Here is a 21,344-nt window from a genome sequence, read left to right as displayed (position 1 = left end):
CCTCCGCACCGCTCGCAGCCCCGCCCCACGCCCCCTCCGGGTCCTCCAACGCGGCGCCGATGTCGCGCAGGACACACGCGGCGTCCTCCACGCCGATGAGCCGGGCGTCCCAGGTGCAGGTGAGCGTCATCACCTGCCCAGGCACCAGCGCGCCCGCGTCCAGCACGGGCTCCGTCCGCACCGAGCCCGGAGCCAACAGGAAGGGCACGCGCGTGTATGGCACCAGGGCCACATAGCCCCGCTCCAGCCCCAGCGAGCCCAGGCTCGTCACCGCCACCGAGCCGAACGGGTCCCACGGCATCCCCACCCAGCGCAGGTCCACGTTCAGCGTGAACCACACGAAGGACAGCAGCCGCAGCGCCAGTCCCATCAAGAAGCCAGGGAGGAGCGAGGAGCGCCGCTTGCCCCGTTCGATGACGGCATCCCGGCGCTCGCGGACCGCCTCGATGCGCGAGGCCATCGTCTCCGCGAAGGCACCCAGGGACAGCGCGTCCGCGCGGTGTACCGTGGCCGTCGTCAGGTCCGCGCGCCCGGTCTGCGCGGGCTGCACCACCAACACGCAGACGCCGACCTCCTTGCGCCGCCAGGGGCGATTCCAGCGCATCAGGACATTCGCCTCCGGATGGCGGCGCAGCGCATCCGCGGCGGCCTTGGCCACCAGGTGCGTCACCGTGAGGCGCTGTCCCGTGCGGGCGCGGAAGGCCTCGAGGAAGGCCACCGCCCGCTCCATGCGAACCTCCACCGCCGCATAGGCGCTGGGGTCTCCCGGCGAGCGCCACGTCCCCAGGGCGAGCTTGCGGAAGGCACCGGCGGGAGGTGCGGGTTGAAGGTCGAGGTGCACGGGCAGCTTCCGCCTTCGCACGGCGCCGAGCCCCCTGCAACCGCGCGGAGCCCTGCGCCTGGCCCGCCGCCCTGTTAGACAGGGGCTTCCCTCCCCCGAGGCCCCGACATGACGCCCATCGCCCTGGCCCTGTCTCTCGCCCTCCACGCCGCGCCAGCCTCCCAGAACATGCCCCAGCCCACCGCCGATGACTTGCAGACGTCCACCCGCGCCTGGCACGAGCAGCGCGTCCAGCGGCTCCAGGCGGAGGATGGCTGGCTCACCCTCGTGGGCCTGTTCTGGCTCAAGGAAGGCGAGCAGACAGCGGGCTCCGCACCCGAGAGCGACCTGGACTTCCCCGCGGGGACGCCCGCGAAGCTGGGCACCTTCACGCGGCAGGGCAACACCGCGCGCTTCCAGCCCGCGCCCGGCGTCACCTTCACCCGCGACGGACAGCCCTTCACGGGCGGCGCGCTCCAGTCGGACGAGAAGGGCACGCCGGACGTGCTCAAGCTCGGCGACGTCAGCCTCCAGCTCATCCTCCGAGGCGACAAGCTGGGCGTCCGCGTGAGGGACTCCGGCGCGGCGGCGCGCAAGCAGTTCCAGGGCATCCCCACGTACCCGGCGAGCAACGACTGGCGCATCGAGGCGCGCTTCGAGCCCGCGCAGACGCCTCGCATGTTGCAGGTGCCCAACGTGCTGGGGACCAGCGACGAGATGAAGGCCCCCGGCACGCTCGTGTTCACGGTGGCGGGCAAGGAGCACCGGCTGACGCCGGTGGAGGACGGCTCGGGCAAGCTCTTCATCATCTTCGCGGATGAGACGAACCGCGACGCGACCTACGGCGCGGGCCGCTTCCTCTCCGCGGACATGCCTACCGGCGGGCGCGTCGTGCTCGACTTCAACCGCGCCTACAATCCGCCCTGCGCATTCACGAAGTTCGCCACCTGCCCGCTGCCTCCGCGTGGCAACCGGCTCGCCACGCGCGTGGAGGCTGGCGAGAAGCGCTACGTGGACCACTGACGCCGGGCCTGGAGCAAGCAGCCCGGCACGCGCGTTCGCGCCTGGACGCTCCGTGCCCGGGAGGCTGGCGCATCCACGGGCTCGCGGACATTAATCCGACCATGCGCGCCTCTTTGACGCTCCTCCCCGCTCTCCTGGTGCTCGCCCTGTCCGCCTCCGCCTGCCGCAAGAGCCAGGCGCAAGGCACCGCGTCTCCCCAGGACTGCGTCCGCGTGGAGGACGACTGGGGCGCCGACGGCACCGTGCCCTTCAACGTCGAGGTGGTGGCGCGGGGCCTGGAGACGCCGTGGGGCATCGCGTGGCTCCCTGGAGGGGACGCGCTCGTCACAGAGCGCCCGGGCCGCATCCGCCTGCTCAAGGACGGCGTCCTCCAACCCCGGCCCGTGGCGACGGTCCCCGTCGCGGACGCCGCGGAGGGCGGGCTGCTCGGCATCGCGGCCCACCCGGACTTCGCGAGCAACCGCCAGTTCTACATCTACGTCACCACGGACGCGGGTGGCACCGAGGAGAACCGCATCGAGCGATGGACGCTGTCGGAGGACCACGCCACGGCGACGCACGAGCGCGTCATCTTCGGCGGCATCGCCTCCGCCACGTATCACGACGGTGGACGCCTGCGCTTCGGCCCGGACGGCATGTTGTACGCGGGCACCGGCGACGCGAGAGCCCCGGACCGCTCGCAGGACGCGAGCGACCCGGCCGGGAAGCTGCTGCGCCTCACGCCGGAGGGCGCGGTGCCCCAGGACAATCCCATCCCTGGCTCGCCCGCGTTCCTCACCGGCATCCGCAACCTCCAGGCCTTCGACTGGCGCGACGCCTCCACGCTGTACATCGTGGACCACGGCCCCAGCGGTGAGACGCTGCGCCGAGGCCACGACGAGGTCAGCGTCGCCCGGCGCGGCGACAACCTGGGCTGGCCCGGCATCTACTCGTGCGAGACGCGCGAGGGGCAAGTCACTCCGTCCATCACCTACAAGGACGCCCTCCCCCCGGGCGGCGCCGCCATCTACACCGGGACGGCCATCCCCGAATGGAAGGGCTCGCTGCTCATCGGCACGCTGGGCTCACGCCACCTCCAGCGCGTGGAGTTCGCGCCGGCTTCGAGCCGCGTGGCCAAACACGAGGTGTACCTGCGCGACACCCATGGCCGGCTGCGCGAGGTCATCATGGGGCCGGATGGCCACCTCTACGTCACCACCAGCAACTGCGATGGACGCGGGGACTGCGGGCCGGACAAGGACGTCATCCTCCGCTTGAAGCGCTGAGCGCGCGCCGTCAGAGCATCATCCCGCCCGAGGCCTCGACGCGCTGGCCCGTCACCCACGCGCTCTCCGGCGACAGCAGCATGACGACGGCATCCCCGATGTCGTCGGGTTGCCCCACTCGGCCGAGCGCGACCTGGGCGGCCAGGCTCCTGTTCAGCTCCAGGTTGTCCCGGACGACGCCGCCCCCGAAGTCCGTCGCCGTCGCGCCCGGCGCGAGCACGTTGACGGAGATCCGCCGGGGCCCCAGCTCCTTCGCCAGGTAGCGGGTGAGCGCCTCCACGCCCGCCTTCATGGTCGCGTAGGCGGCGTAGCCGGGGAAGGTGAAGCGCGAGAGCCCGGTGGAGATGTTCAGGATGCGCCCGCCATCCGCCAGCACCGGCAACAGCCGCTGCGTGAGGAAGAACGCTCCCTTGAGGTGGACGTTCATCAGCGCGTCGAACTGGGCCTCGGTCGTCTCCGCGAAGCTGACGTGGATGCCCATGCCCGCGTTGTTCACCAGGAAGTCCAGGCGCTCACGCCCGAAGTGACGGCCCAGCTCCGTCCGCACCGCCTCCACGAAGGCGCCGAAGCCTCGCGTGTCCCCCACGTCGAGCGGGAGCGCCACCGCCTTGCCGCCCGCCGCTTCAATCTGCTTCACGACCTCCGCCGCCTCCTCCACGCCGGTGCGATACGTCAGGATGATGCCGGTGCCCCGGGCCGCCAGCTTGAGCGCCATGCTCCGCCCCAGTCCACGGCTGCCCCCCGTGATGAGAGCCACGGGCATGTTCTTCGAGGTGCTCATGTCCAGTCCTTTCAGGTGACGCGGCGGTGCGCCGCACCTGTCCATGAATAGTGAGCCGTGTGTGGATTGAGAAAGCGGCTGCGCTCCGACACACTGTTTCGACTGGAGAAACAATGAGCCTGGACCTCGATTCGCTGAAGATATTCGTGAAGGTGGCCGAGCTCGGCAACTTCACGCGCGCGGGTGAGCACCTGGGCATGCCCAAGTCGCGGGTGTCCCTGCGGCTGAAGGCGCTCGAGGCGGAGCTCGGCTGCCAGCTCTTCCAGCGCTCGACGCGCGTCGTGCGACTCACCCCGGATGGGGAGGAGCTGCTGCCTCGGGCGCGGCGGCTGGTGCAGGAGGCGGATGAGCTCGGCGCGCTGTTCCAGGCGGCCAGGGGCTTGCGCGGGCGCGTGCGCATCGACCTGCCCGTCAACATCGCGCGCGAGCTCATCCTCCCGCGTCTGCCGGAGCTGCTGGCGCGGCATCCCCACCTGGAGGTCCTCATCAACACGACGGACCGGCGCACCGAGCCCTTCCGGGAGGGCTTCGACTGCGTGCTGCGCGTGGGCTCCCAGGGGGACTCGGAGCTGGTGGGGCGCAAGCTCGGCGTCCTGCGGATGATGAACTACGCCAGCCCCGCGTACCTGAAGAAGTACGGCACGCCGCGCAAGCTGGAGGACCTGGACCGGCACCTCGTCGTCCACTACTCCCCGGGGCTCGGCGCGGAGACGCCCTCCTTCGAATACCCGCACGAAGGCGGCTACCGCGAGTGGCCGATGCGCGGAATGGTGACGGTCAGCAGCGTCGACGCCTACGTCGCGGCGTGCCGGGCGGGGCTCGGCATCATCCAGATTCCAAGACGCAGGTCGCGTCCCGATGTGGGCGAAGGCGAGCTCGTCGAGGTCCTGCCGGAGCTCACCTGCAGGCCCATGCCCGTTTCACTCCTGCACACCTATGGCAGGAGCCTGCCGCGCCGGGTGCGCGTGGTGATGAACTGGCTCACCGAGCAGCTCACGAACTCCTTCGAGCCGCACGAGGAGGGCTGACGCCCGCCCTCCCGTGCCTCAGGCGCCGAGCTGCTTCAACAGCTGCTCGGCCTGCGCGCGCACGTCCTCGGCGCCCAGCGCCAGCGCCTGCTTCGCGTGGCGCGCGGAGAGCTCCTTGTCCGAGGGGAAGGTGCCCAGGGCCATGTTGAGGTGCGTGCCCGCGTCGTTCGGGTGCGCGCCCAGCACGGGCGCCAGCAAGGCGGCGACCCGCGCGTGCCCGTTGTCCTGCATCAGCACCACCGCGAGGTCATTGGTGGGGCCGGGGTCCGTCGGAACCGTGGCCACGGCCGCCTCCAGCAGCGTCACCGCCTCGGCGCGCTCGCCCAGGGCGAGGTGCATCTGCGCCAGCGCGTGCTGGGCCTGCCAGCTCCCGGGCGCCTGCCGCAGCACCTCGGCGAAGACGTCCTTGGCCTCGGCGAAGGCGCCGGCGCTCATCGTCGCCAGGCCGTGCAGGTAGAGATAGGTGGTGCTGGAAGGGTCCAGCTTTCGCAGCTCCAGGGCCGCGCGCTTGGCGCCCTCCGAGCTGCCAGCGGACAGGTACAGCTTGAAGAGGTCCTCCAGCACCGCGCGCTGGAGCCCACCCCGGGCCTTCTCCAGCGCCTGCGTGGCGGCCTGGATGGCCAGCCCGAGCTGGCCGCACGCGGCGTGGGCCCGCGACAGCATCAGCAGCGGCATGGCCTCCTGAGGCGCGCCCTCGGCGGCCCGCAGGAAGTGCGACACCGCGCCATCCGGCTCGTTCTGCTGAAGCCGGATGCGTCCCAGCTCGAAATGGACGTGGGTGCTGCCGGGTGAAATCTGGAGCACGGACTCGAAGGCGGCGCGCGCTCCAGCCAGGTCCCCGCGCTCGAACAGCAGCGAGCCCAGGTTGAAGCGCTCGAAGTAGCCCGCGGTGGGCGCGGCGGCCAGCGCCTTGAGGGACTCCAGCGCCTCCGGATTGCCCGCCTGCGCGCGCAGCATGGCGAGGTGCGCCTGCCCCTCCGTGTGGTCCGGCTTCGCCTTCAGCAGGCGGAGCACCGCGGCTTCCGCGTCCGCCGCCGCGCCGGTGCTCAGGTGCACTCGAACCAGGCCCAGGAGGCAATCCACGTCGTTTGGATCAATGGAGAGCCCCTTCTGGAAGCTCTTCACCGCGTCCTGGGTCTGTCCCGTTTGGAGGAAGCGCCCCCCGTCCTGAGCATGCGTCGAAGCCATGTATCAAGGTCTACCACGGGGTGCCGAGTCCCGGCAGTTCACGGAGCCACTTGCCCGTGTGGCCCTCGCCTGCTGGGGCGAGCGCCGCCCATACCCGCAGCGGCATCCGCGTTCGCCTCGAAGTGCGAGGGATGAGACTTCGGTGGGAGGTATCGAGGACCCACCCCCAGCCCTTCGAGCACCACGGACGCCTCAGGTGGGCATCGGCTGGCCCAGGCCCTTGCGCAGCGCCTCGTCGATGAGGCCTTGAACCTTCGTCTCCGCCTCCTTCATGCGAGAGTGGTGCTGCTCGCTCAACTTGGACTGCTCCAGGTGCAGGGCGTGCTGCTTCTCGCTGAGCTGGTGCTGCTCCTTGCTCAGGAGGGACTGCTTCTCGGCCAGTCCCGCCATCTTCGTCTCCAGGGCCTTCATCTCCTCATCCAGTTCGCGGTCCTGCTTCTCCAGCTCGGAGCGGCGGCGCTCGCGCTCCGCTTCGGGCAGGGCGTCCAGACGCGACTCCTCCAGGTGGAGCCCGGACTGCTTGTAGGCCAGGTCACCCAGCTTGCGTCCCAGCCCGCCCTGCTCGTGGCCCAGGGAGGCCTGCTGCTGGCCGAGCACCGCCTGCTGCTGGCCCAGGGCGCCCTGCTTCTCTCCCAGCGCGCTCTGCGCCTTGCCCAGCTCGCGGGTGGAGGAGAGCGCCTCGCGAACGGACTTCAGCGTGGCCGCGTCGCGGATGATGAACGCATCGCCCTTGCGGCGGACGAAGAGAATCGCTTTGTCCTTCTGCTTGAAGGTACGCGCCAGCTCCAGGTCGACCGTGCTGCCGTTCATCATCGCCATGCCGTCCGTGAGCAGCACGTAGCCGCTGTCCGGGTCGCCAGGAGGCGGCGGCGCGGGTGGAGTCGGAGGCATCGGCGGAACAGCGGCGAGGTGCGGCGAGGCCCTCACGATGTGCCGCTGCGTGACGACAGCAAGGCGCGGAGCAGCAGGCGCCCGCGGCGCTCCGGGAACGGATGGCGGCAGAGCAACGCTGGGCGGCACGGGAGGCACGGATGGCAACGCGGCAGGGCCGGGCGACGCGGACGGCGACGATACGGAGCCGGGCGACGCGGCGCCGCGCGGCCCTGACGCCGCCGACTCGGGCGCCAGACGAGGTGTCCCCCCTGCTTCCCGTGCAACGACCTGGAAGGGCACCAGCGCGGCGACGCCCATGACGGAGAGCGCCACCCTCAACAGGCGCCGGATTCGAGGGGGAACGGCATCGACGTGCTCCAGCATGCTCAACCTCCTGTGCAACGCATCAACGTGAGAGGACGCACCCAGCGCAGCGGCGGTGCCGGGAGTCCTGGCGATTCCAAAGGCGAGAATCAGCTCGCCGTAGTCCGCGAGCTCCGCATCCGTGAGCCGGATGGCCTCGGCGTCACACGCCTCCTCACGGGCCAGCGCGTACTCGCGAGCCGCCAGCCGCGCGAGCGGATGGAAGAAGAAGAGCGACTCCGCCAGCGCGGGCACCCAGCCGAGCCACAAGTCACCGCGCCGCAGGTGCGCCAGCTCGTGCGCCAGCGCCATCCGCAGGGCGGCCACGGGCAACCGTCGCACCGCCTTGTCGGGCAGCACCACCACGGGAGACAGCAGTCCCGTGGCCAGAGGGCTGGCCACCGACTCAGAGACAAGGAGCCCCGGCACGCGCCGCAGCCCCGCTGCCATGGACAGCGCCCGCACCTCCGCCTCCAACCCGGGGTGAACCAACGGGCGCGCGGACTGGCGCAGGCGACGCACCGCGAGCCCGCCCTTCACCTGGCCATACACCTGCCACAGCACGCCAGCGCCCCACAGGACCAGGAGGCCCCCCACGGCGGCGCGGCTCCACGGGAAAGGACCACCAGGCGCGGCCACCGTGCCCGCATCGACAGCACCGGCCGGAAGCTCCGGCGTGACGCCACTGCGCGCGGCCTCCTCCTCAGACGTCGCGAAGGTCGTGCGCTCCACAGTCACCTGCCCCTGAGCGTCCACTGCCCCAGGCCCCAAGACGCGCGCCACCGTCTCCCGCGCGGGAGCCCCGCTCCACCAGACCTCCACCCGCGCCACGCCAGCGGCCACCGACGCGGGCAGCACCGGCAACGCGAGGGAAGGCAGCCACCCCAGCGCCACCACGAACCTCAGCGCCACCAGCCACCAGAGCCCCGCGCGCAGCGACGCCGGCAGGCTCGGCCATGTCCTCGCCACCGCCCACACCAGCGCGGCGCAGAGCGCCCCCTGCCACGACGCCCGCCACAGCCCCGACGACGCCCACGCCCCTGCGTGCGACAGCCAGTCCGTGCCCATGTCCCTATCCCTTCCGCTTCTTCGAGCGCAGCCGCGCCACGACGTCCTGGAGCTGCGCCAGGTCCTCGTCGGACACGTCCTTGGCCTCGGACAGGTACGCGGCGAACGGCGACAGCGAGCCCGACAGCGAGCGCTGCACGAAGTCCCCCACCACGTCCCGCAGCAGCTCCGACGCCGGCACGGGGGAGGCGTACTGGAACACGCCCTCCACCTTGCGCCGCGTCAGGTAGCCCTTGAGCCGCAGCCGCTCCATGACGGTGAGGATGGTGGAGCGCGCCAGCCCCTGCGCCTCGCCGAAGCGCTCGGCCACTTCGCCCACGGTCGCCGGGCCGTGTTCGGCCACGTACCGCAGCACCAACAGCTCCTGCTCTCCCACCGGCTTCTTCATGGACCTTCCCGTGACGACAACTGTAGTCACAAAGAAGGTACGGCTGACTACAACCGTAGTCAAGCCGGACGAAAAGACAGCGGCGGCGGGCCCGTGGAGGCCCGTCCGCCGCTCGAGTCACCGCCGTTCAGCGCTGGAAGTCCACGCCGACGCCGGCGCCCGCGGTGACACCTCGCACGAGCGTGCCGTCTGGCTGGGGGAAGTGAACGGTTCCGCCGGAGCCCCAGGCATAGAAGTGGTTGAGGATGCGCTGGCGCAGCTCCACCCCCGCCGAGTAGCGCGGCCGGTCTCCCAGGCCCGTCAGCACCACGCGCGCCAGCGCTCGCGTCCTGCCGCCCGGCAGCTCGAAGCCAGCGGACACGTCCGCGTCCGTCCTGCCGAAGCCGAAGTACTGCGCCGCCACGCTGCCCAGCAGGAGCAGCTCGTTGGGGTTCCCCTTCGCGACACTCAGCTCCGCGTAGCCGGCGAAGCCCGACGGCAGCACCTCCTCCGCGATGGGCGTCTCCGACAGACCGACGCCGGAGAAGCGGCCCAGCTCGTAGTCAGGGCCGAACATGCCGAAGCGGAAGCGGCCCCCCTGCTTGCGGCCCTGGACTGTCACGCTCACCTGCGTGCCGCTGGCCAGCTGCCCTTCCAAGGCCACGCCCAGCAATCCGCCGAAGGCCGGCGTGTAGGCCTGCGTGAAGCGCGCGCCGCCGCCCAGCAGGGCCCACGCGCGCAGCCGCTCACCCTTGTACAGGGCGATGTCTCCACCCACCGACGCCAGGGTGAGGTCGGGTGTCGTGCCGCCCGCGCGGCCCGCGTCATGCGCCGCGGACAAGCGGACGAGGTAGCGGTCGAAGTGCTTCGCGTTGTCATTGGCCATACGGCCAAGGTCCAGCAGCGCCTCGCCCGCGAAGATGCGGGCGGCGAGCACGTCGCTGGCCAGAACCTCCGCGCGGACCGCGCCCTTCACGAAGGTGAGCGAGCCACCCGCGGGGTGGTAGTCCGGCGCCAGCGTGTTGCTGTAGCGGCCCACGAGATAGCCGCGGCCCAGCGTCTCTTCGGAGAAGGGCTCGACGCGCAGGTAGACGGGACGGCCCTCCTGGCCAATGCGCAGCATGCGCACCACCTGCCCGAAGTCACTCAGCTCATCCCAGTCCTCACGGCGCATGCCGCCGCTGTAGTCCGCCTCGGCTATGGGCGCTTCGTCCACCACGCGCAGCCGCAGGTTCGCCCCCAGCCGCAGCACGAAGGTCTCCCCGTGCGTCAGCCCCAGCGAGGGGTAGATGCGCGCGAAGAAGTCCTGCCCCCCGCCGCGAGGCCCCGATGGGAGGCTCAGGCCACCGACCTCCAGCTGTCCGCTGAAGCCGAAGCCCACGCCGCCCGTGTGGGAGCTGCCCGGAGGCGCGGGCTCATCCAGCCGCGCGGCGGAGACGGGGGCACCTTCGCCTCGCGAGGTCGAGGAGACGTCCTCTTCCGAAGACACCTCCTCCACGGTGGAGCTGCCGTCGTACTGTGTGGACACCAGGGCGAGAAGAGCGAAGAGGGGGGCGCCAGTCATCGTCCCCCGACTCTACCTGTCCATGGCGCGAGACGAAGCAGGTGACTGCATCCGCGTGTGGGTGACACTGCGGACCGTCGGCACACGCGCCCCCGCCTGGCGGCAGCGGGAGACGCGCGACCTTCACGCCGCGCTAACGGCTGCCGTCGACTTCAACCTCGTCGAGCTCCACTTCCTGCGTCTCTACGTCGCTGGCGTCGAGCTCCTCGACGTCGGACTTGCCGGAGCCGCCCACGCCCTCCTCCGGGGTCTCCTCACGCGGCTGGCCACCCAGGAGCGGGCCGTCCTGCACGTCGTACTTCTCGCCCTCCGGCGTCGTCACCGAGGTGCCCGCGCCCATGCCGGGGCCACTGCCACCGGTGGCCTCGCCGTCGTAGACGGTGGGCGCGTCCATCCGGTCGCGGCGCTCGTTCTCCGTCACGTCCGCGGCCTCACCGGCGCTGCGGTCATCCCATCCAGAAGTCGTGTCCACGGACTCGGGCGCCGTCGCCTCCGTGCCCGAACCACCGGTGGCGCGGTCATCCGCGCGCGTGTTCGCCGAGTTGCTCGAACAACCCCAGAAAGCCAGCGCCGCCACCGCGGCCATGAGAGGAAGCTTCATGGTGAATCCCCCTTGCGTGAGAGAAGTTGTGCTCTCGACAAGGTGGCGTTCCGCGCGGCAGGAACAACCCGCCGGCCATGCCCGTGCCTCCGGGCCCGTCCCAAGGCAGGCGGGCGGGCGGGGCCTTGGCGGCTTGCCGCCTCCGCGCGCGGCTACCCTTCGTCCTGCGCGCAGGGAAGGATGGCGCGGTGCGGACGCTCGGTGCCCGTGCCCACCAGCCAGCGCGACAGCAGGCGGACACCGGAGGCGAACAGCCCGTCCTCGGCGCGGTGGAGCGCCTCGAAGAGGGACTCGTCCAGCACCGACGCCTCCGGGTCGATGATGAGCTCCTCCGGCTCCAGCGACTTGAGCAGCGGGCTCTGGTCGAACACCGTCGACATCGGGTGGACGCGCAGACGCTGCAGCCCCATGACGGCCACGTCGTCCAGCCACTCCACCAGTCCGCTGTCCGCCGCGGTCAGCAGTCGCAGGGCCGCCAGGCCCTCCAGCCCCGAGTGCTCGGCCATCAGCGACACCCGGATGCGGCGGATGGCGCGCATCGTCGCGTCGTTCGGCGCCTCCGCCTCCCAGCTCAGGTTCAGCTCCGAATCCAACCCGAGGCTGCGGTTGGTGGTGTTCGCCGAGCCCAGCGTGAGGAAGCGGTCATCCACCACCATCACCTTCGAATGGATGTACGTGTAGATGTCCGCGCCGGTGCGCGCGTCGTGCCCCGCGGAGCAGTACACGCCAAAGGCATGTCCCGTCTCGTGCGCCACGCGCTCCAGCGCGCGCAGCAGCCGCACCTGGGCAATGCCCATGGCCAGCTGTTCACGCAGCGCCTCCGGCTGCTGCGGCAGCACCAGGACCACCTGCAGCCGTCCCCGCCCGGGGGACCGCATGCGCTTCACCAGCGCCTGGAAGATGGCCCGCGAGGAGAAGTACTGGTTTTCAATGTAGATGAAGCGCTCGGCCGAGCCGATGGCGTCCAGGTACAGCGCGGCCACCTCCTGCACCGCGGGCTGCGGCGGCAGGAGCGTCTTGCCGAAGGTGCGGCTGATGGCCACCGGACCTGGCGGCGCCGGCAGGCTCGGCGTGAAGTCCACGTCATCCCGAGACACCCGGGGCAGCCGCAGCTCCCCGCCGCCCGAGTGCGCCCAGCGCGCCTCGAACAGCTCCGCCAGCCGGTCCACCACCGGCCCTGTCAGCACGGACTGTACGTCATGGTAGGGGCCGTGCGGGTCCCTCCCACTGTCACAGCGCAGCTCCGAGCGCACCGGGTGGTCCCGGTCATCCCACCGGCAATCACAGACATCCATGCCCCCGGAGAAGGCCACCGCGCCGTCGATGACGACCAGCTTCTGGTGATGCGCGCCATACAACGGACTGGAGGCATCGAAGCGGAAGCACACCTGCCCGTTCGCCGTCCAATTGAAGATGAGCCGCTGCATCCACTCGCGCTCCATGGCGAGCAGCAAGCTGAAGTCCCACGCCAGCACGTAGACGCGCAGCTCCGGGTTGGTCCGGCACAGCGCGTCCAGCATCGGCAGCAGCCGTGACTCGCCGCGCGCCTCGCGAAGGTCCTCGCCTCGCAGCAGCGCCACGTCGCTGTCGAACTGCCAGCCGGTAATCGCGATGTAGTGACGGGCCTTCTGCGCGGCCCGGTACAGCTCCCGGTAGTAGTCGCGCGCGTCCACCAGCACGCCCGCGTCGCTTGCCTCCTCCACCGCCCAGCAATTCCGTCCGGGACTGATGATGCGTCTCACAGGTGCGTCCCTTCCCGTCCCCGCCTCGGCCACCCTCACCTGGCGCCACCGCCAGGCCCTCCTGCACCGCGCACGCCCCGGACTGGCGCGTGTCAGCCGACGAAGACGATGTGCTTGCCCGTGGCGACCGTCATGTCCTCGGAGGACATCACCTGCGCCACCTTCTTCACCTCGCCGCCCACCGTGTCGAAGGCCGCCGCGATGAGGTCACCCAGCGTCACCTGCACCTGGCGGGCGCTCCGGCCAGCCCCCTTCACCGCGCTCGCCGTCGACACCTTCATCTGCTGGGCCTTACGACGGATGACCTGTCCACGCTTCTGGGTCTTCGCCATGATTTCGTCTCCAAGGGTGAAGGGTTTGCTTGTGCTGCTCCCTTCAGCAACCGGCGTGCCGAGCGACAACCCCGCGATTTTCCGAGGGTCGGCTGCTTGCACCCCCGCCCCGGGGACCGGACTTCTGACTTTTTTTCAGCCCTGCCCCGGCAGCCTTCCGACGGAAGTTCTTCCAGGGGGGCCTGAAGGTGGCGTCCGGCCGCTGGGGCCCTTTCCCTGGGGCAGGTTGCCCCGCCGGGGCATCCCGCCCCACACGGCCCACGGAGGCCCGCTCCCGCGCGCCGCGTGGCCTCACGCCCACTCACAGCGAAGCCCAGGTCACCTGGCTTCATACCGACCGCGCGGGTCGTTATTGCGCCACGGGGAATCCCATATCGAATCTTTCGGAAAATTACAGACATGTGAGTCTATTTGAAAATATCGGGAAAAACCGCTTCAATACGTGTCACTCCTCACGAGGGCGTTAACCGTATGGAATTGAAGACCCCCACCAGCGCCACCGCGCCGGCCCTTCAGCCCATGTCGTTCCAGGGCATCGAAGTCGTCGGCCAGTCGATTCTCGCCATCGTCAACGGCATGGAGCTCGCCCAGTCACGCGCGTTGCGCATCCTGGGGGAGAACGGCATCGCGCCGCTGAAGGCGGATGCCTGGTACCCCATGCCCGCCCTGCTGAAGTCGTTCCAGCTGGTGTTCGACAAGATTGGCCCCAGCACGGTGAGGACCATTGGCCGGAAGATTCCGGACAGCGCGCACTTCCCGCCGGACATCGACACGTTGGAGAAGGGCCTGCGCGCGGTGGACCTGGCGTACCGGATGAACCACCGCGGCAAGGGCGCCATTGGCGGCTACCGCTTCGAGCCGGTGGACAAGCGAAACGCGCGCATGGTGTGTGACAACCCCTATCCGTGTGACTTGGACCTGGGGCTCATCGAAGCCATTGGCGACCGGTTCCGCCCCAAGGATTCGCTTTGGGTGCGTATTGAACATGAGGCCAAGAGTTGCCGGCGACGCGGCGACAACGCCTGCACGTACAGCATCAATTGGTAGAGGCAGACACCCCAGGGAGGTCCATCATGAAGGAAGTGCTCCAACACATCGCCGTACGCGAGGCGCGCTTCGCAGCGCACCCCTTCTTCTCCGACATGCGGATGGACCGCCCCATTGAACAGGTGATGGCCTTCGCGCCGCGGCTGACGTTCTGGGTGATGACGTTCCAGGACGTGCTGCGCCTCAACGCGCACTTCATCCAGGACGCGCACCTCAAGGCGCTGGCCACGCGGCACCATGCCGAGGAGGGCGGGCATGACCAGTGGTTCGAGGAGGACATCTCCGCGCTCACCGGCGGCTCGCTCAGCATCGGCAGCATGTACGGCCGCGCGCACGTGAAGACGCGTGACGCGGCCTACGCCATCATCAGCGAGGTGTACCGCCCGGTGGATGACCGGCTGCGCATCGTCCTGCTGTGGGCGCTGGAGTCCACCAGCCATGTCTTCTTCAGCCGCACCGCCATCATCAGCGCGGCGCAGGGCGCGGACGACAGGCTGAAGTACTTCTCCGACCACCACATGCAGGCCGAAGCGCAGCACGCCATGTTCGAACAGGAGCTGGCGGCGGAGCTGGAGGCCATGCAGCTGGCCCCCCAGGTGCGCGCGGACGCCCTGGCCATGGTGGACCGCATCTACGCGGCGTTCGACACCATGTTCGACGGGCTGCGCGTCCACCTGGAGCGGGAGCACGCCGAGGCCCCCGCACCGGGCCTCCAGGCGCACACCGCCACCGAGGAAATCCTGCCCCTGGAGCTGGAAGAGGACCTGGAAATCATCGTCCTGGAGGCGGACGGGGAAGCCCGCGCCGCCTGAGGCGGCGCTGGGGGACTACCGCGCGGGAGGGGAGAGCACGAGGATGAGCTCCCCGCCCACGTACTTGCCGGCCTTCTGGTAGACGGCGCCCTGGCGGCCCAGCTCCACGTCCAGCGTGGGCTGCCGGGGGATGGCCACGCGCACCGTGGCCGTGCCGTCCTTGATGCCAGACAGCTGCAACGTCGCGTTGGCGCCGTTGGGCAGCTTCACCTCGGAGGCGCTCTTCGCGCTCACCGTCAGCACCTCCTGGGAGAGGCGCTTGAAGGAGGTGAAGCTGAAGTTCTGCTTCTGGAACTGCTCCTTCATCTTCTCCAGCTCGGGCGGGTCGACGTCGGTGCCCTTCTTCGAGGCGAGCACCACTTCGACCTGGACCTGGACCTTCGCGTCTTGTGCGCTGGCGACCATGGGCACCAGCAGGCCCAGCCCCAGCAGCGCCCACAGCATCCGGCCCGACGACACGTGTCTTCTCACAAGGAACCTCCCGACGGCCTGGGGGCGTCGGGAGCCGGGCGCGCGGGGCCGTTGCGCCCGCCTGCGTCTGACTGACCGACCCCCGTCTGGTCCTGCCGCTCACCCATCTCCGCGCCAGGAGACAGGACGTCCGAGTCCTCGTCCACCAGCCAAATGATGGTGCCCCCATTGTCCGTCTCCATCACCACCGGCGCCACCTCGGCGTTGCGGTAGGGCTGGATGGACTTCACCGTCATGCGCTCGGAGGCGTACCCCACCGGCGCCCGGTCGCTCATCAGCAGGGGCACTCCCACCAGTACCAGCACCGCCGCGGTGGCCAGCGACGAAATCATGGCGGTGCGCTGGTAGAGGAACATTTCGGACACTGCCAGCTTCAGCCGCTCCATGAGGGGCGGCTTGTCCGGCGTCACCCGCGCCATGACGCGCTGGGTGAAGTCCTTGAAGTCCACGTCGTCCACGGCCATGTCCAGGCCCACCCGCAGCAGCCCGGACTCCGCGCGCAGGTCCGCGGCCCGTCCGGTGCAGTCCCGGCAGGCCGCCAGGTGCCGCTCCACGTTGACGCGCTCGCCGGAGTTCAGCTCTCCGTCGACGTACGGGGACAGCATGGGGACGAAACGCTCACACGCGGGATTACCGGCCATTGATTCCACCTGCTCGCTGGAAGGGGCTGCGAAACTTGGGACGGGCAGGTCCCTCAGATATTCGAGGCGCGCTCACTCACTGCCCACACCGCTCTTCGCTTCGTCCAACTCCAGGTATTCACTGAGGATTTTCTGGACCTTGGCCCGGGCATGGAAAAGCCGGCTCATGACCGTGCCCTTGGGGATGTCCAGGGTGCGGGCGAGGTCGTCGTAGGACATTCCCTCGATTTCCCGCAGCAGGAGGATGGCCCGGTGCTTCTCCGGCACCGTGGCCAGGGCCTCCTGGATCTTCTCCGCCAGCTCGCGGCGCAGGGCGCTCTTCTGGGGATTGGTGCCCAGCCGGCTGCCCAGGGCGCCGATGCGGGCCTCGGACAGGTCCATGGCCTGGTTCTCGTCGAACTCCACGGCCTCGCCGCCCCCGCCACGCTTGCGGATGACGTCGATGCAGATGTTGACGGTGATGCGGTAGAGCCAGGTGTAGAAGGACGAGTCGCCCTTGAAGTGGTCCAGGTACTTGTAGACCTTGACGAACGCCTCCTGGGAGACGTCCATCGCTTCCTCCTTGTCCTTCAGCATGCCCAGCGCAACGGCGTACACCTTGCGCTGGTAACGCTCGACGAGGAGTTTGAAAGCGCGCTGGTCGCCGGTCCGGACGCGCTTGACGAGAGTGAGGTCGTCGGTTGCCAAGTAGGTGCGGCAACCTAGCACAAGCGGACACAATCCAAGGAGATTCGCACCGGCGAAGGCGCCGCCGCCGGGCCGCCGGGCCTAGAGGTTGACGAGCGCCGCCACGGCCAGCGCGATGGCCAGCAGCACCAGCAGGGCGCCGAAGGTCACCCGGTCCCACTGCCCCTCCGCCACCGCCCCGTCGTCCGGCCCCGAGCGGAAGCGGTGCAGCACGTTCCACAGCATCCGCGCGCCCAGGCGGCCGTTCGTTCCGCGCTGGCGCCGGGCGTCCCCGTCTTGCCGCGCGTCCTCCGATGAAGCGGTCTCCTCGCGCCGCGGTGCGGGCATGACCGGGCCATGAAAGGTCGTGGCCGCGCGGGTGCCGGCCGCCTGGACAAGCGCCTGCTCGTCCGGCCGGGCGGAGGCCTCCTCGGAGTGGCGCACCTCGGGAGGCGGCTCCAGCCGCACCTCGGCGGCCCGCGTCCGGGCCTCGGCGGGGGTGCGGGCGTCCATCACCCACAGGCCCCGCGTCACGCCGTCCTCGCCAGTGTGCGCGTCCCGCAGCTCGGCGAAGCCCTGCCCCTCCAGCGCCTCGCGGAAGGCCGCGCGCGCCTCCGGCTCCGGCGGGTGCCGCGCCGCCGCCGTGGCGTAGGCCGTGTAGAACGCCCACAGCCGCGTGGCCCGCTCCGAGCCCGACACCCGCGGAGGCGACAAGTGCGACGCCAGCAGCGCCGCGTCCGACGCGAAGCGCTGCCCCAGGGCCTCCTGCCCCGGCGTGTCCTCCAGCCCCGGGGGCACCAGCTCCGCCACCGACTTCAGCGGCGCGCGCTCCTGGCCGCCCATGGGCGGGTGCGGGGGCGGCGGCACTGGACGACGGAAGTTGTCCCCCGGCCGGGGCGGCTGCGCCGGTGGGCCCCAGTCCTGGGGTTGGGGCCCCTGCACGCCCGGACCGTCGGGGCGTCTCGAGCCGCCGCCTCTCTCCAGTGAGCGGAGGGCGCGGTCAATCACGTTGGGGATGCGGAAGGAGGACATGGGCAATGCCTCACGCTGGCTTGGGGTCCCGGCCTGTTGATTCTCGGCGGACGGAAACGCCGGGTTGCGGAGGGGCCTACTCGCCCTCGCGCTCCACCTCGATGGGCGTCGTCATACCGTTGGCATCCAGACGAACGCGGTAGAGGGAGTTCAGCCCGTCGCCGTCGAAGTCCCCCCGCGCGAGGCAGGACACCTCCGGCTCGCCCACGGGGCTCTCCTGGACCACCACCTGGTACTGGAAGTGGACCTTTCCGTCGGGCTCGAAGCCCAGCCGGTGAAAGGTCTCATCCTTGGGGAAGGGCACGGCCCTGCCGCCGCGTGGAATCGCCTTCGGCGTGGGACCCGCGGTGACGTAGACGCCGTGCTCGTCGCGGTGGGCCTGGACGGCGTCACACAGGGCGAGCACGTTGACGCGGGCCTCGGCGTCGCTGGGGGATGCCGCCTGCGTGGCGGGGCGCCCTCCCGAATACTTCTGCATCAGCATGTAGCCCGACACCGCCACGAGCGCGACGAGGATGAGGATGGGATGGGCCGGCTTCCGGACCGGTGTCGAGTCATTCCAATCATCCATTGCAGCCTCCTCGCGCCCAGTCACGCGGCTGGCGCAGCACCTCCACCAGCCGCGCCTCCGGGGTGCCGGGCTCGGGGTGGTGGTCATAGCGCCAGCGGACCTGCGGCGGCAGGGACATGAGGATGGACTCGGTGCGCCCGCGCGTCTCCAGGCCGAAGACGGTGCCCCGGTCATAGACGAGGTTGAACTCCACGTAGCGCCCGCGCCGCACCTCCTGCCAGAAGCGCTGCCCCTGCGTCACCGGCGTGTCCTTGCGCCGCTCGGCGATGGGCAGGTACGCGTCCAGGAAGGCCCGGCCGCAGTCCTGGATGAAGGCGAACTCCTTCTCCAGCTCCCCGCCCATGTTCTCGAAGAAGATGCCGCCCACCCCGCGCGTCTCCTCGCGGTGGCGCAGGTAGAAGTACTTGTCACAGGCGGCCTTGAAGCGCGGGTAGTAGCCGGCGTCGTGCTTGTCACAGGCGGCCTGGTGCACGCGGTGGAAGTGCGCCGCGTCCTCTTCATAGAGGTAGTAGGGCGTCAGGTCCGCGCCGCCGCCGAACCACGCCTTCCCGCCCTGGTGGATGAAGCGGTAGTTGGCGTGCACGGTGGGCACATGCGGGTTGCGCGGGTGCAGCACCAGGGACATGCCGCCCGCCCAGAAGTGGCGGCCCTCGCCCTGGAGCTTCTGCGCGAACTGCTCCTCCAGCTCGCCGTACACCACGGACGTGTTGACGCCGGCCTTCTCCAGCACGGCGCCGTCCTCCAGCACCCGGCTGCGTCCGCCGCCACCGCCCGGCCGGGTCCAGGAGTCCTCGCGGAAACGCGCCGAGCCGTCCAGCCGCTCCAGGCCGCCGCAGATGTCGTCCTGCAGCGACCGGATGAAGCCCGTCATCCGCTCCTTGAGGCTCTCCACGTCCACCGTCGTCATTCGCGCTCCCGAAGGCTCGGCGCGCAGGGGCGCCCGCGTCAGGCCTACACCAACTTCCCGGCCCCGGGGAGAACTCCCGCGCGCTACTGCTGCATCGAGTATTCGTCCGGGGCCTCGAAGTCCACGGGTGGGACGGCCGGCGCCATCTGCCCCGCCGCGTCGAAGGCCTGGATGCGGGCCCGGTAGCTGCGGCCGTCCTCCATGGCGAAGGTGCCGCTGCAGGCCTCATGGCCGATGAAGGCGGTGTTGTTGCTCACCGGCACCACGTACTGCTGCACGCTGGGGCCAGGGCGGCGCGGCTCCAGCTTCACCACCAGGTACGCCGGGCTGGACTCCTTCAGCGACAGGTTGAGGCGCACGAAGCGGGCGGTGCCCTGCGCGGTGCGGCGCAGGAAGCCCTCGGAGACGGCGGGCCGCTTGAGCCAGCGAGGGGCCGCCTTGTCCGGCCCCGTGCCCGTGCGCCACTCGGGCAGCATGGTGCCCCGGCCGTTGAGGAGCGCCACGTTGGGCAGCGACTCATCCACGCGCAGCGTGTAGCGCTTGTCCTCCTCCATGGCCCCGGCCGGCTTGAGGATGACGGTGACGCGGCCCAGGCTGCTCTCCCAGCCGCGCCGCACCGCCACCTCGACGACGTGGCTGTCCGACACCAGCCGCAGCTTCTTCCCCACCAGCGCGGCCACCTGGGGGCGCGCGGTCCCGACGCCTTCCAGCAGGAAGCGGGAGTTGGTGGGGATGATGGAGCCCGGTGTAGGGAAGAGCTGCACGCCATCCCCCAGGCACTGAGCCGCGGCGGAAGAGGCGTAGAGCGATACGAGCAAGGGGACCAGGAGTCTCAGCACCATGGCCCAAGTCTGCGCGCCACCGGGCCCGAAGGCCAGCGAAGCGGCCGTGGAAACACACGACGTGCGGGTTGCTCCCGGCGAAAACGGCGCTCAGTGCATGCCGCCGTCTTCCTCTGGAACCGCGATGGGGCCGAACTTCGCCTCGTAGCGCTGGATGTTGTCCTGCATCGCCGCCACCAGGCGCTTCATGTGCTTGGGGTTGGTGATGATGCGCGAGCGCACCCGGGCCTTGGGCTGCTGGGGCTGGACGTAGATGAAGTCCAGGGTGAACTCGGTGTCGGAGTGGTTCACCAGGGCCATGTTGACGTACTGACCATTGGCCACGTCATCGTCCAACTGAATCTGCAACTGCATGTCCGGGGGCTTCGGAGTGTCAGCCATGAGGCAGGGGGCATAGCGCCTGCGCTCGCGCGTGGCCAGTGTCACGGCGTGAGCCCGCTCTCAGAAGCCGCCCCCATGGACCCGCGAAAGACGGCGCCCTTCGAGCTGGGCCGGGGCGAGGACGCGTGCCTGCTCCTGCACGGCTTCACGGGGAGCCCCTGGGACGTGCGGCCCCTGGGCGAGGCCCTGGCGGCCCGAGGACTGCGCGTGGTGGCGCCGCGCCTGCCCGGCCATGGCACCACCCCCCGGGCCCTGCTCGACGTCACCTGGCGTGACTGGCTGGCGGCGGCGGAGCACGCCCTGCACGCGCTCCGGGGTCACCGGAGTGTGTTCGTGGCGGGCCTGTCCATGGGCGCGCTGCTGGCGCTCGAGCTGGCCGCGCGGCATCCAGCGGAGCTCCGGGCGCTGACGCTGGTGGCGCCCGCGGTGCGCTTCCGGGGGCCGCGCATGTTCCTGGTCCGGCAGCTGGCGCGCACGCCCGTTCTGGAGTGGACACACCCGTGGGTGGAGAAGACGGGCACGGACATCTCGGACCCGGAGGCGCTGGCCCAGGCGCCGGTGCTGCCCGCCTTTCCCGTGGCCCGGCTGCGTGACTTGTGCGCGTTGCAGACGCTGGCCATCCGGGACGCGGCCCGCGTGCGCTGCCCCACCCTGGTCGCGGTGGCGGAGCAGGACCACGTCGTGGACCCGGAGGGCGGGCGGTGGCTCGCACGGCGCCTCACCGCGGCGCCGTCGGTGCGCGTCCTGTCCCTGCGGCAGGGGTTTCACGTCATCCCTCGGGACACGGCGGGGCCCTTGCTGGCGGCGGAGGTGGGCGACTTCCTGGCGCAGCAGCGGAGCGCCTCGCGGTGGGAGTCCGCGTCGCCCGCCGCTGGCGCCTGAGTGGGGTGCGGGCATGCGCCGAAGGTCGAGCGACGGACAGGGCATCCGTGTATGGAGAAGCCCCCATGTCCCCGCCC

General features: G+C 70.5%; 23 protein-coding genes. 6 read left to right on the top strand and 17 right to left on the bottom strand.

Annotated features, from left to right (window positions below; genetic code table 11):
- On the bottom strand, window positions 1-862 hold an 862-nt coding region (locus HV824_RS27840; RefSeq protein ID WP_368738112.1), incomplete at its 3' end, for a 2-oxo acid dehydrogenase subunit E2.
- Between the two features lie 87 nt (window positions 863-949).
- On the opposite strand from HV824_RS27840, the gene HV824_RS27835 reads away from it, so the two are divergent.
- Window positions 950-1,843 (top strand): DUF1684 domain-containing protein, encoded by an 894-nt coding sequence (locus HV824_RS27835; RefSeq protein WP_176415615.1) that lies wholly within the window; start codon window positions 950-952, stop codon window positions 1,841-1,843.
- 101 nt (window positions 1,844-1,944) lie between these two features.
- Complete coding sequence (locus HV824_RS27830) at window positions 1,945-3,108, top strand: sorbosone dehydrogenase family protein (RefSeq protein WP_176415614.1); 1,164 nt, start codon at window positions 1,945-1,947, stop codon at window positions 3,106-3,108.
- Between the two features lie 10 nt (window positions 3,109-3,118).
- Here the strand turns inward: HV824_RS27830 and HV824_RS27825 are convergent, their stop codons facing one another.
- A complete protein-coding gene (locus tag HV824_RS27825; protein WP_176415613.1) occupies window positions 3,119-3,889 on the bottom strand; it encodes an SDR family NAD(P)-dependent oxidoreductase in 771 nt (256 codons plus the stop codon).
- 113 nt (window positions 3,890-4,002) lie between these two features.
- Between HV824_RS27825 and HV824_RS27820 the strand changes: the two genes are divergently transcribed.
- Window positions 4,003-4,917, top strand: a complete 915-nt coding sequence (locus HV824_RS27820) for a LysR family transcriptional regulator (RefSeq protein WP_176415612.1) — start codon at window positions 4,003-4,005, stop codon at window positions 4,915-4,917.
- A gap of 18 nt (window positions 4,918-4,935) precedes the next feature.
- Here HV824_RS27820 and HV824_RS27815 read toward each other — a convergent pair whose 3' ends face one another.
- From HV824_RS27815 to HV824_RS27785, 7 genes are all read right to left on the bottom strand, one after another.
- Window positions 4,936-6,105 (bottom strand): tetratricopeptide repeat protein, encoded by a 1,170-nt coding sequence (locus tag HV824_RS27815; protein WP_176415611.1) that lies wholly within the window; start codon window positions 6,103-6,105, stop codon window positions 4,936-4,938.
- A 192-nt stretch (window positions 6,106-6,297) separates the two neighbouring features.
- Complete coding sequence (locus HV824_RS27810) at window positions 6,298-8,409, bottom strand: M56 family metallopeptidase (RefSeq protein WP_176424631.1); 2,112 nt, start codon at window positions 8,407-8,409, stop codon at window positions 6,298-6,300.
- A 4-nt stretch (window positions 8,410-8,413) separates the two neighbouring features.
- Complete coding sequence (locus HV824_RS27805; RefSeq protein WP_163783338.1) at window positions 8,414-8,797, bottom strand: BlaI/MecI/CopY family transcriptional regulator; 384 nt, start codon at window positions 8,795-8,797, stop codon at window positions 8,414-8,416.
- A gap of 127 nt (window positions 8,798-8,924) precedes the next feature.
- On the bottom strand, window positions 8,925-10,340 hold the full coding sequence (locus HV824_RS27800; protein ID WP_176424630.1) for a hypothetical protein: 1,416 nt from the start codon (window positions 10,338-10,340) through the stop codon (window positions 8,925-8,927).
- Between the two features lie 133 nt (window positions 10,341-10,473).
- A complete protein-coding gene (locus HV824_RS27795) occupies window positions 10,474-10,941 on the bottom strand; it encodes a hypothetical protein (protein ID WP_176415607.1) in 468 nt (155 codons plus the stop codon).
- Window positions 10,942-11,093: 152 nt separating this feature from the next.
- A complete protein-coding gene (locus HV824_RS27790; RefSeq protein ID WP_176415606.1) occupies window positions 11,094-12,644 on the bottom strand; it encodes a phospholipase D-like domain-containing protein in 1,551 nt (516 codons plus the stop codon).
- Window positions 12,645-12,775: 131 nt separating this feature from the next.
- Complete coding sequence (locus HV824_RS27785; RefSeq protein ID WP_176415605.1) at window positions 12,776-13,015, bottom strand: chaperonin; 240 nt, start codon at window positions 13,013-13,015, stop codon at window positions 12,776-12,778.
- 471 nt (window positions 13,016-13,486) lie between these two features.
- On the opposite strand from HV824_RS27785, the gene HV824_RS27780 reads away from it, so the two are divergent.
- Together HV824_RS27780 and HV824_RS27775 are read left to right on the top strand one after the other, a co-directional pair.
- Window positions 13,487-14,062, top strand: coding sequence for a hypothetical protein (locus HV824_RS27780; protein ID WP_176415604.1), 576 nt, complete (start codon window positions 13,487-13,489; stop codon window positions 14,060-14,062).
- A gap of 26 nt (window positions 14,063-14,088) precedes the next feature.
- Window positions 14,089-14,874 carry a hypothetical protein gene (locus HV824_RS27775; RefSeq protein WP_255208394.1) on the top strand — a complete coding sequence of 262 codons (786 nt, stop codon included), beginning with the start codon at window positions 14,089-14,091 and terminating at the stop codon, window positions 14,872-14,874.
- A gap of 15 nt (window positions 14,875-14,889) precedes the next feature.
- Here HV824_RS27775 and HV824_RS27770 read toward each other — a convergent pair whose 3' ends face one another.
- The 8 genes from HV824_RS27770 to HV824_RS27735 all read right to left on the bottom strand — a co-directional run bounded on the left by HV824_RS27770 (window position 14,890) and on the right by HV824_RS27735 (window position 20,385).
- The gene (locus HV824_RS27770; protein WP_176415743.1) at window positions 14,890-15,318 is read right to left on the bottom strand and encodes a hypothetical protein; all 429 of its coding nucleotides are present in this window, start codon (window positions 15,316-15,318) and stop codon (window positions 14,890-14,892) included.
- 23 nt (window positions 15,319-15,341) lie between these two features.
- The gene (locus HV824_RS27765; RefSeq protein ID WP_176424628.1) at window positions 15,342-15,986 is read right to left on the bottom strand and encodes an anti-sigma factor; all 645 of its coding nucleotides are present in this window, start codon (window positions 15,984-15,986) and stop codon (window positions 15,342-15,344) included.
- 72 nt (window positions 15,987-16,058) lie between these two features.
- Window positions 16,059-16,673: an RNA polymerase sigma factor gene (locus tag HV824_RS27760; RefSeq protein ID WP_176415601.1), complete on the bottom strand. Its 615-nt coding sequence runs from the start codon at window positions 16,671-16,673 to the stop codon at window positions 16,059-16,061.
- A gap of 81 nt (window positions 16,674-16,754) precedes the next feature.
- Complete coding sequence (locus tag HV824_RS27755) at window positions 16,755-17,684, bottom strand: Immediate early protein ICP0 (protein ID WP_255208393.1); 930 nt, start codon at window positions 17,682-17,684, stop codon at window positions 16,755-16,757.
- 76 nt (window positions 17,685-17,760) lie between these two features.
- Window positions 17,761-18,255 carry a hypothetical protein gene (locus tag HV824_RS27750; RefSeq protein ID WP_176415599.1) on the bottom strand — a complete coding sequence of 165 codons (495 nt, stop codon included), beginning with the start codon at window positions 18,253-18,255 and terminating at the stop codon, window positions 17,761-17,763.
- Complete coding sequence (gene hemF / locus HV824_RS27745; protein WP_176415598.1) at window positions 18,248-19,162, bottom strand: oxygen-dependent coproporphyrinogen oxidase; 915 nt, start codon at window positions 19,160-19,162, stop codon at window positions 18,248-18,250. The genes HV824_RS27750 and hemF overlap by 8 nt, the downstream gene beginning before the upstream one ends.
- An 83-nt stretch (window positions 19,163-19,245) precedes the next feature.
- Window positions 19,246-20,004, bottom strand: coding sequence for a hypothetical protein (locus tag HV824_RS27740; protein WP_176415597.1), 759 nt, complete (start codon window positions 20,002-20,004; stop codon window positions 19,246-19,248).
- Between the two features lie 90 nt (window positions 20,005-20,094).
- Window positions 20,095-20,385, bottom strand: coding sequence for a DUF3467 domain-containing protein (locus HV824_RS27735; RefSeq protein WP_176415596.1), 291 nt, complete (start codon window positions 20,383-20,385; stop codon window positions 20,095-20,097).
- Window positions 20,386-20,460: 75 nt separating this feature from the next.
- On the opposite strand from HV824_RS27735, the gene HV824_RS27730 reads away from it, so the two are divergent.
- Window positions 20,461-21,267 (top strand): carboxylesterase, encoded by an 807-nt coding sequence (locus HV824_RS27730; protein WP_176424626.1) that lies wholly within the window; start codon window positions 20,461-20,463, stop codon window positions 21,265-21,267.
- The last annotated feature ends 77 nt before the right edge of the window (window positions 21,268-21,344 follow it).

It is taken from the genome of Myxococcus sp. AM009, assembly GCF_013372605.1.
Classification (GTDB): domain Bacteria; phylum Myxococcota; class Myxococcia; order Myxococcales; family Myxococcaceae; genus Myxococcus; species Myxococcus vastator.
This window is presented reverse-complemented; position numbering and strand designations above follow the sequence as displayed.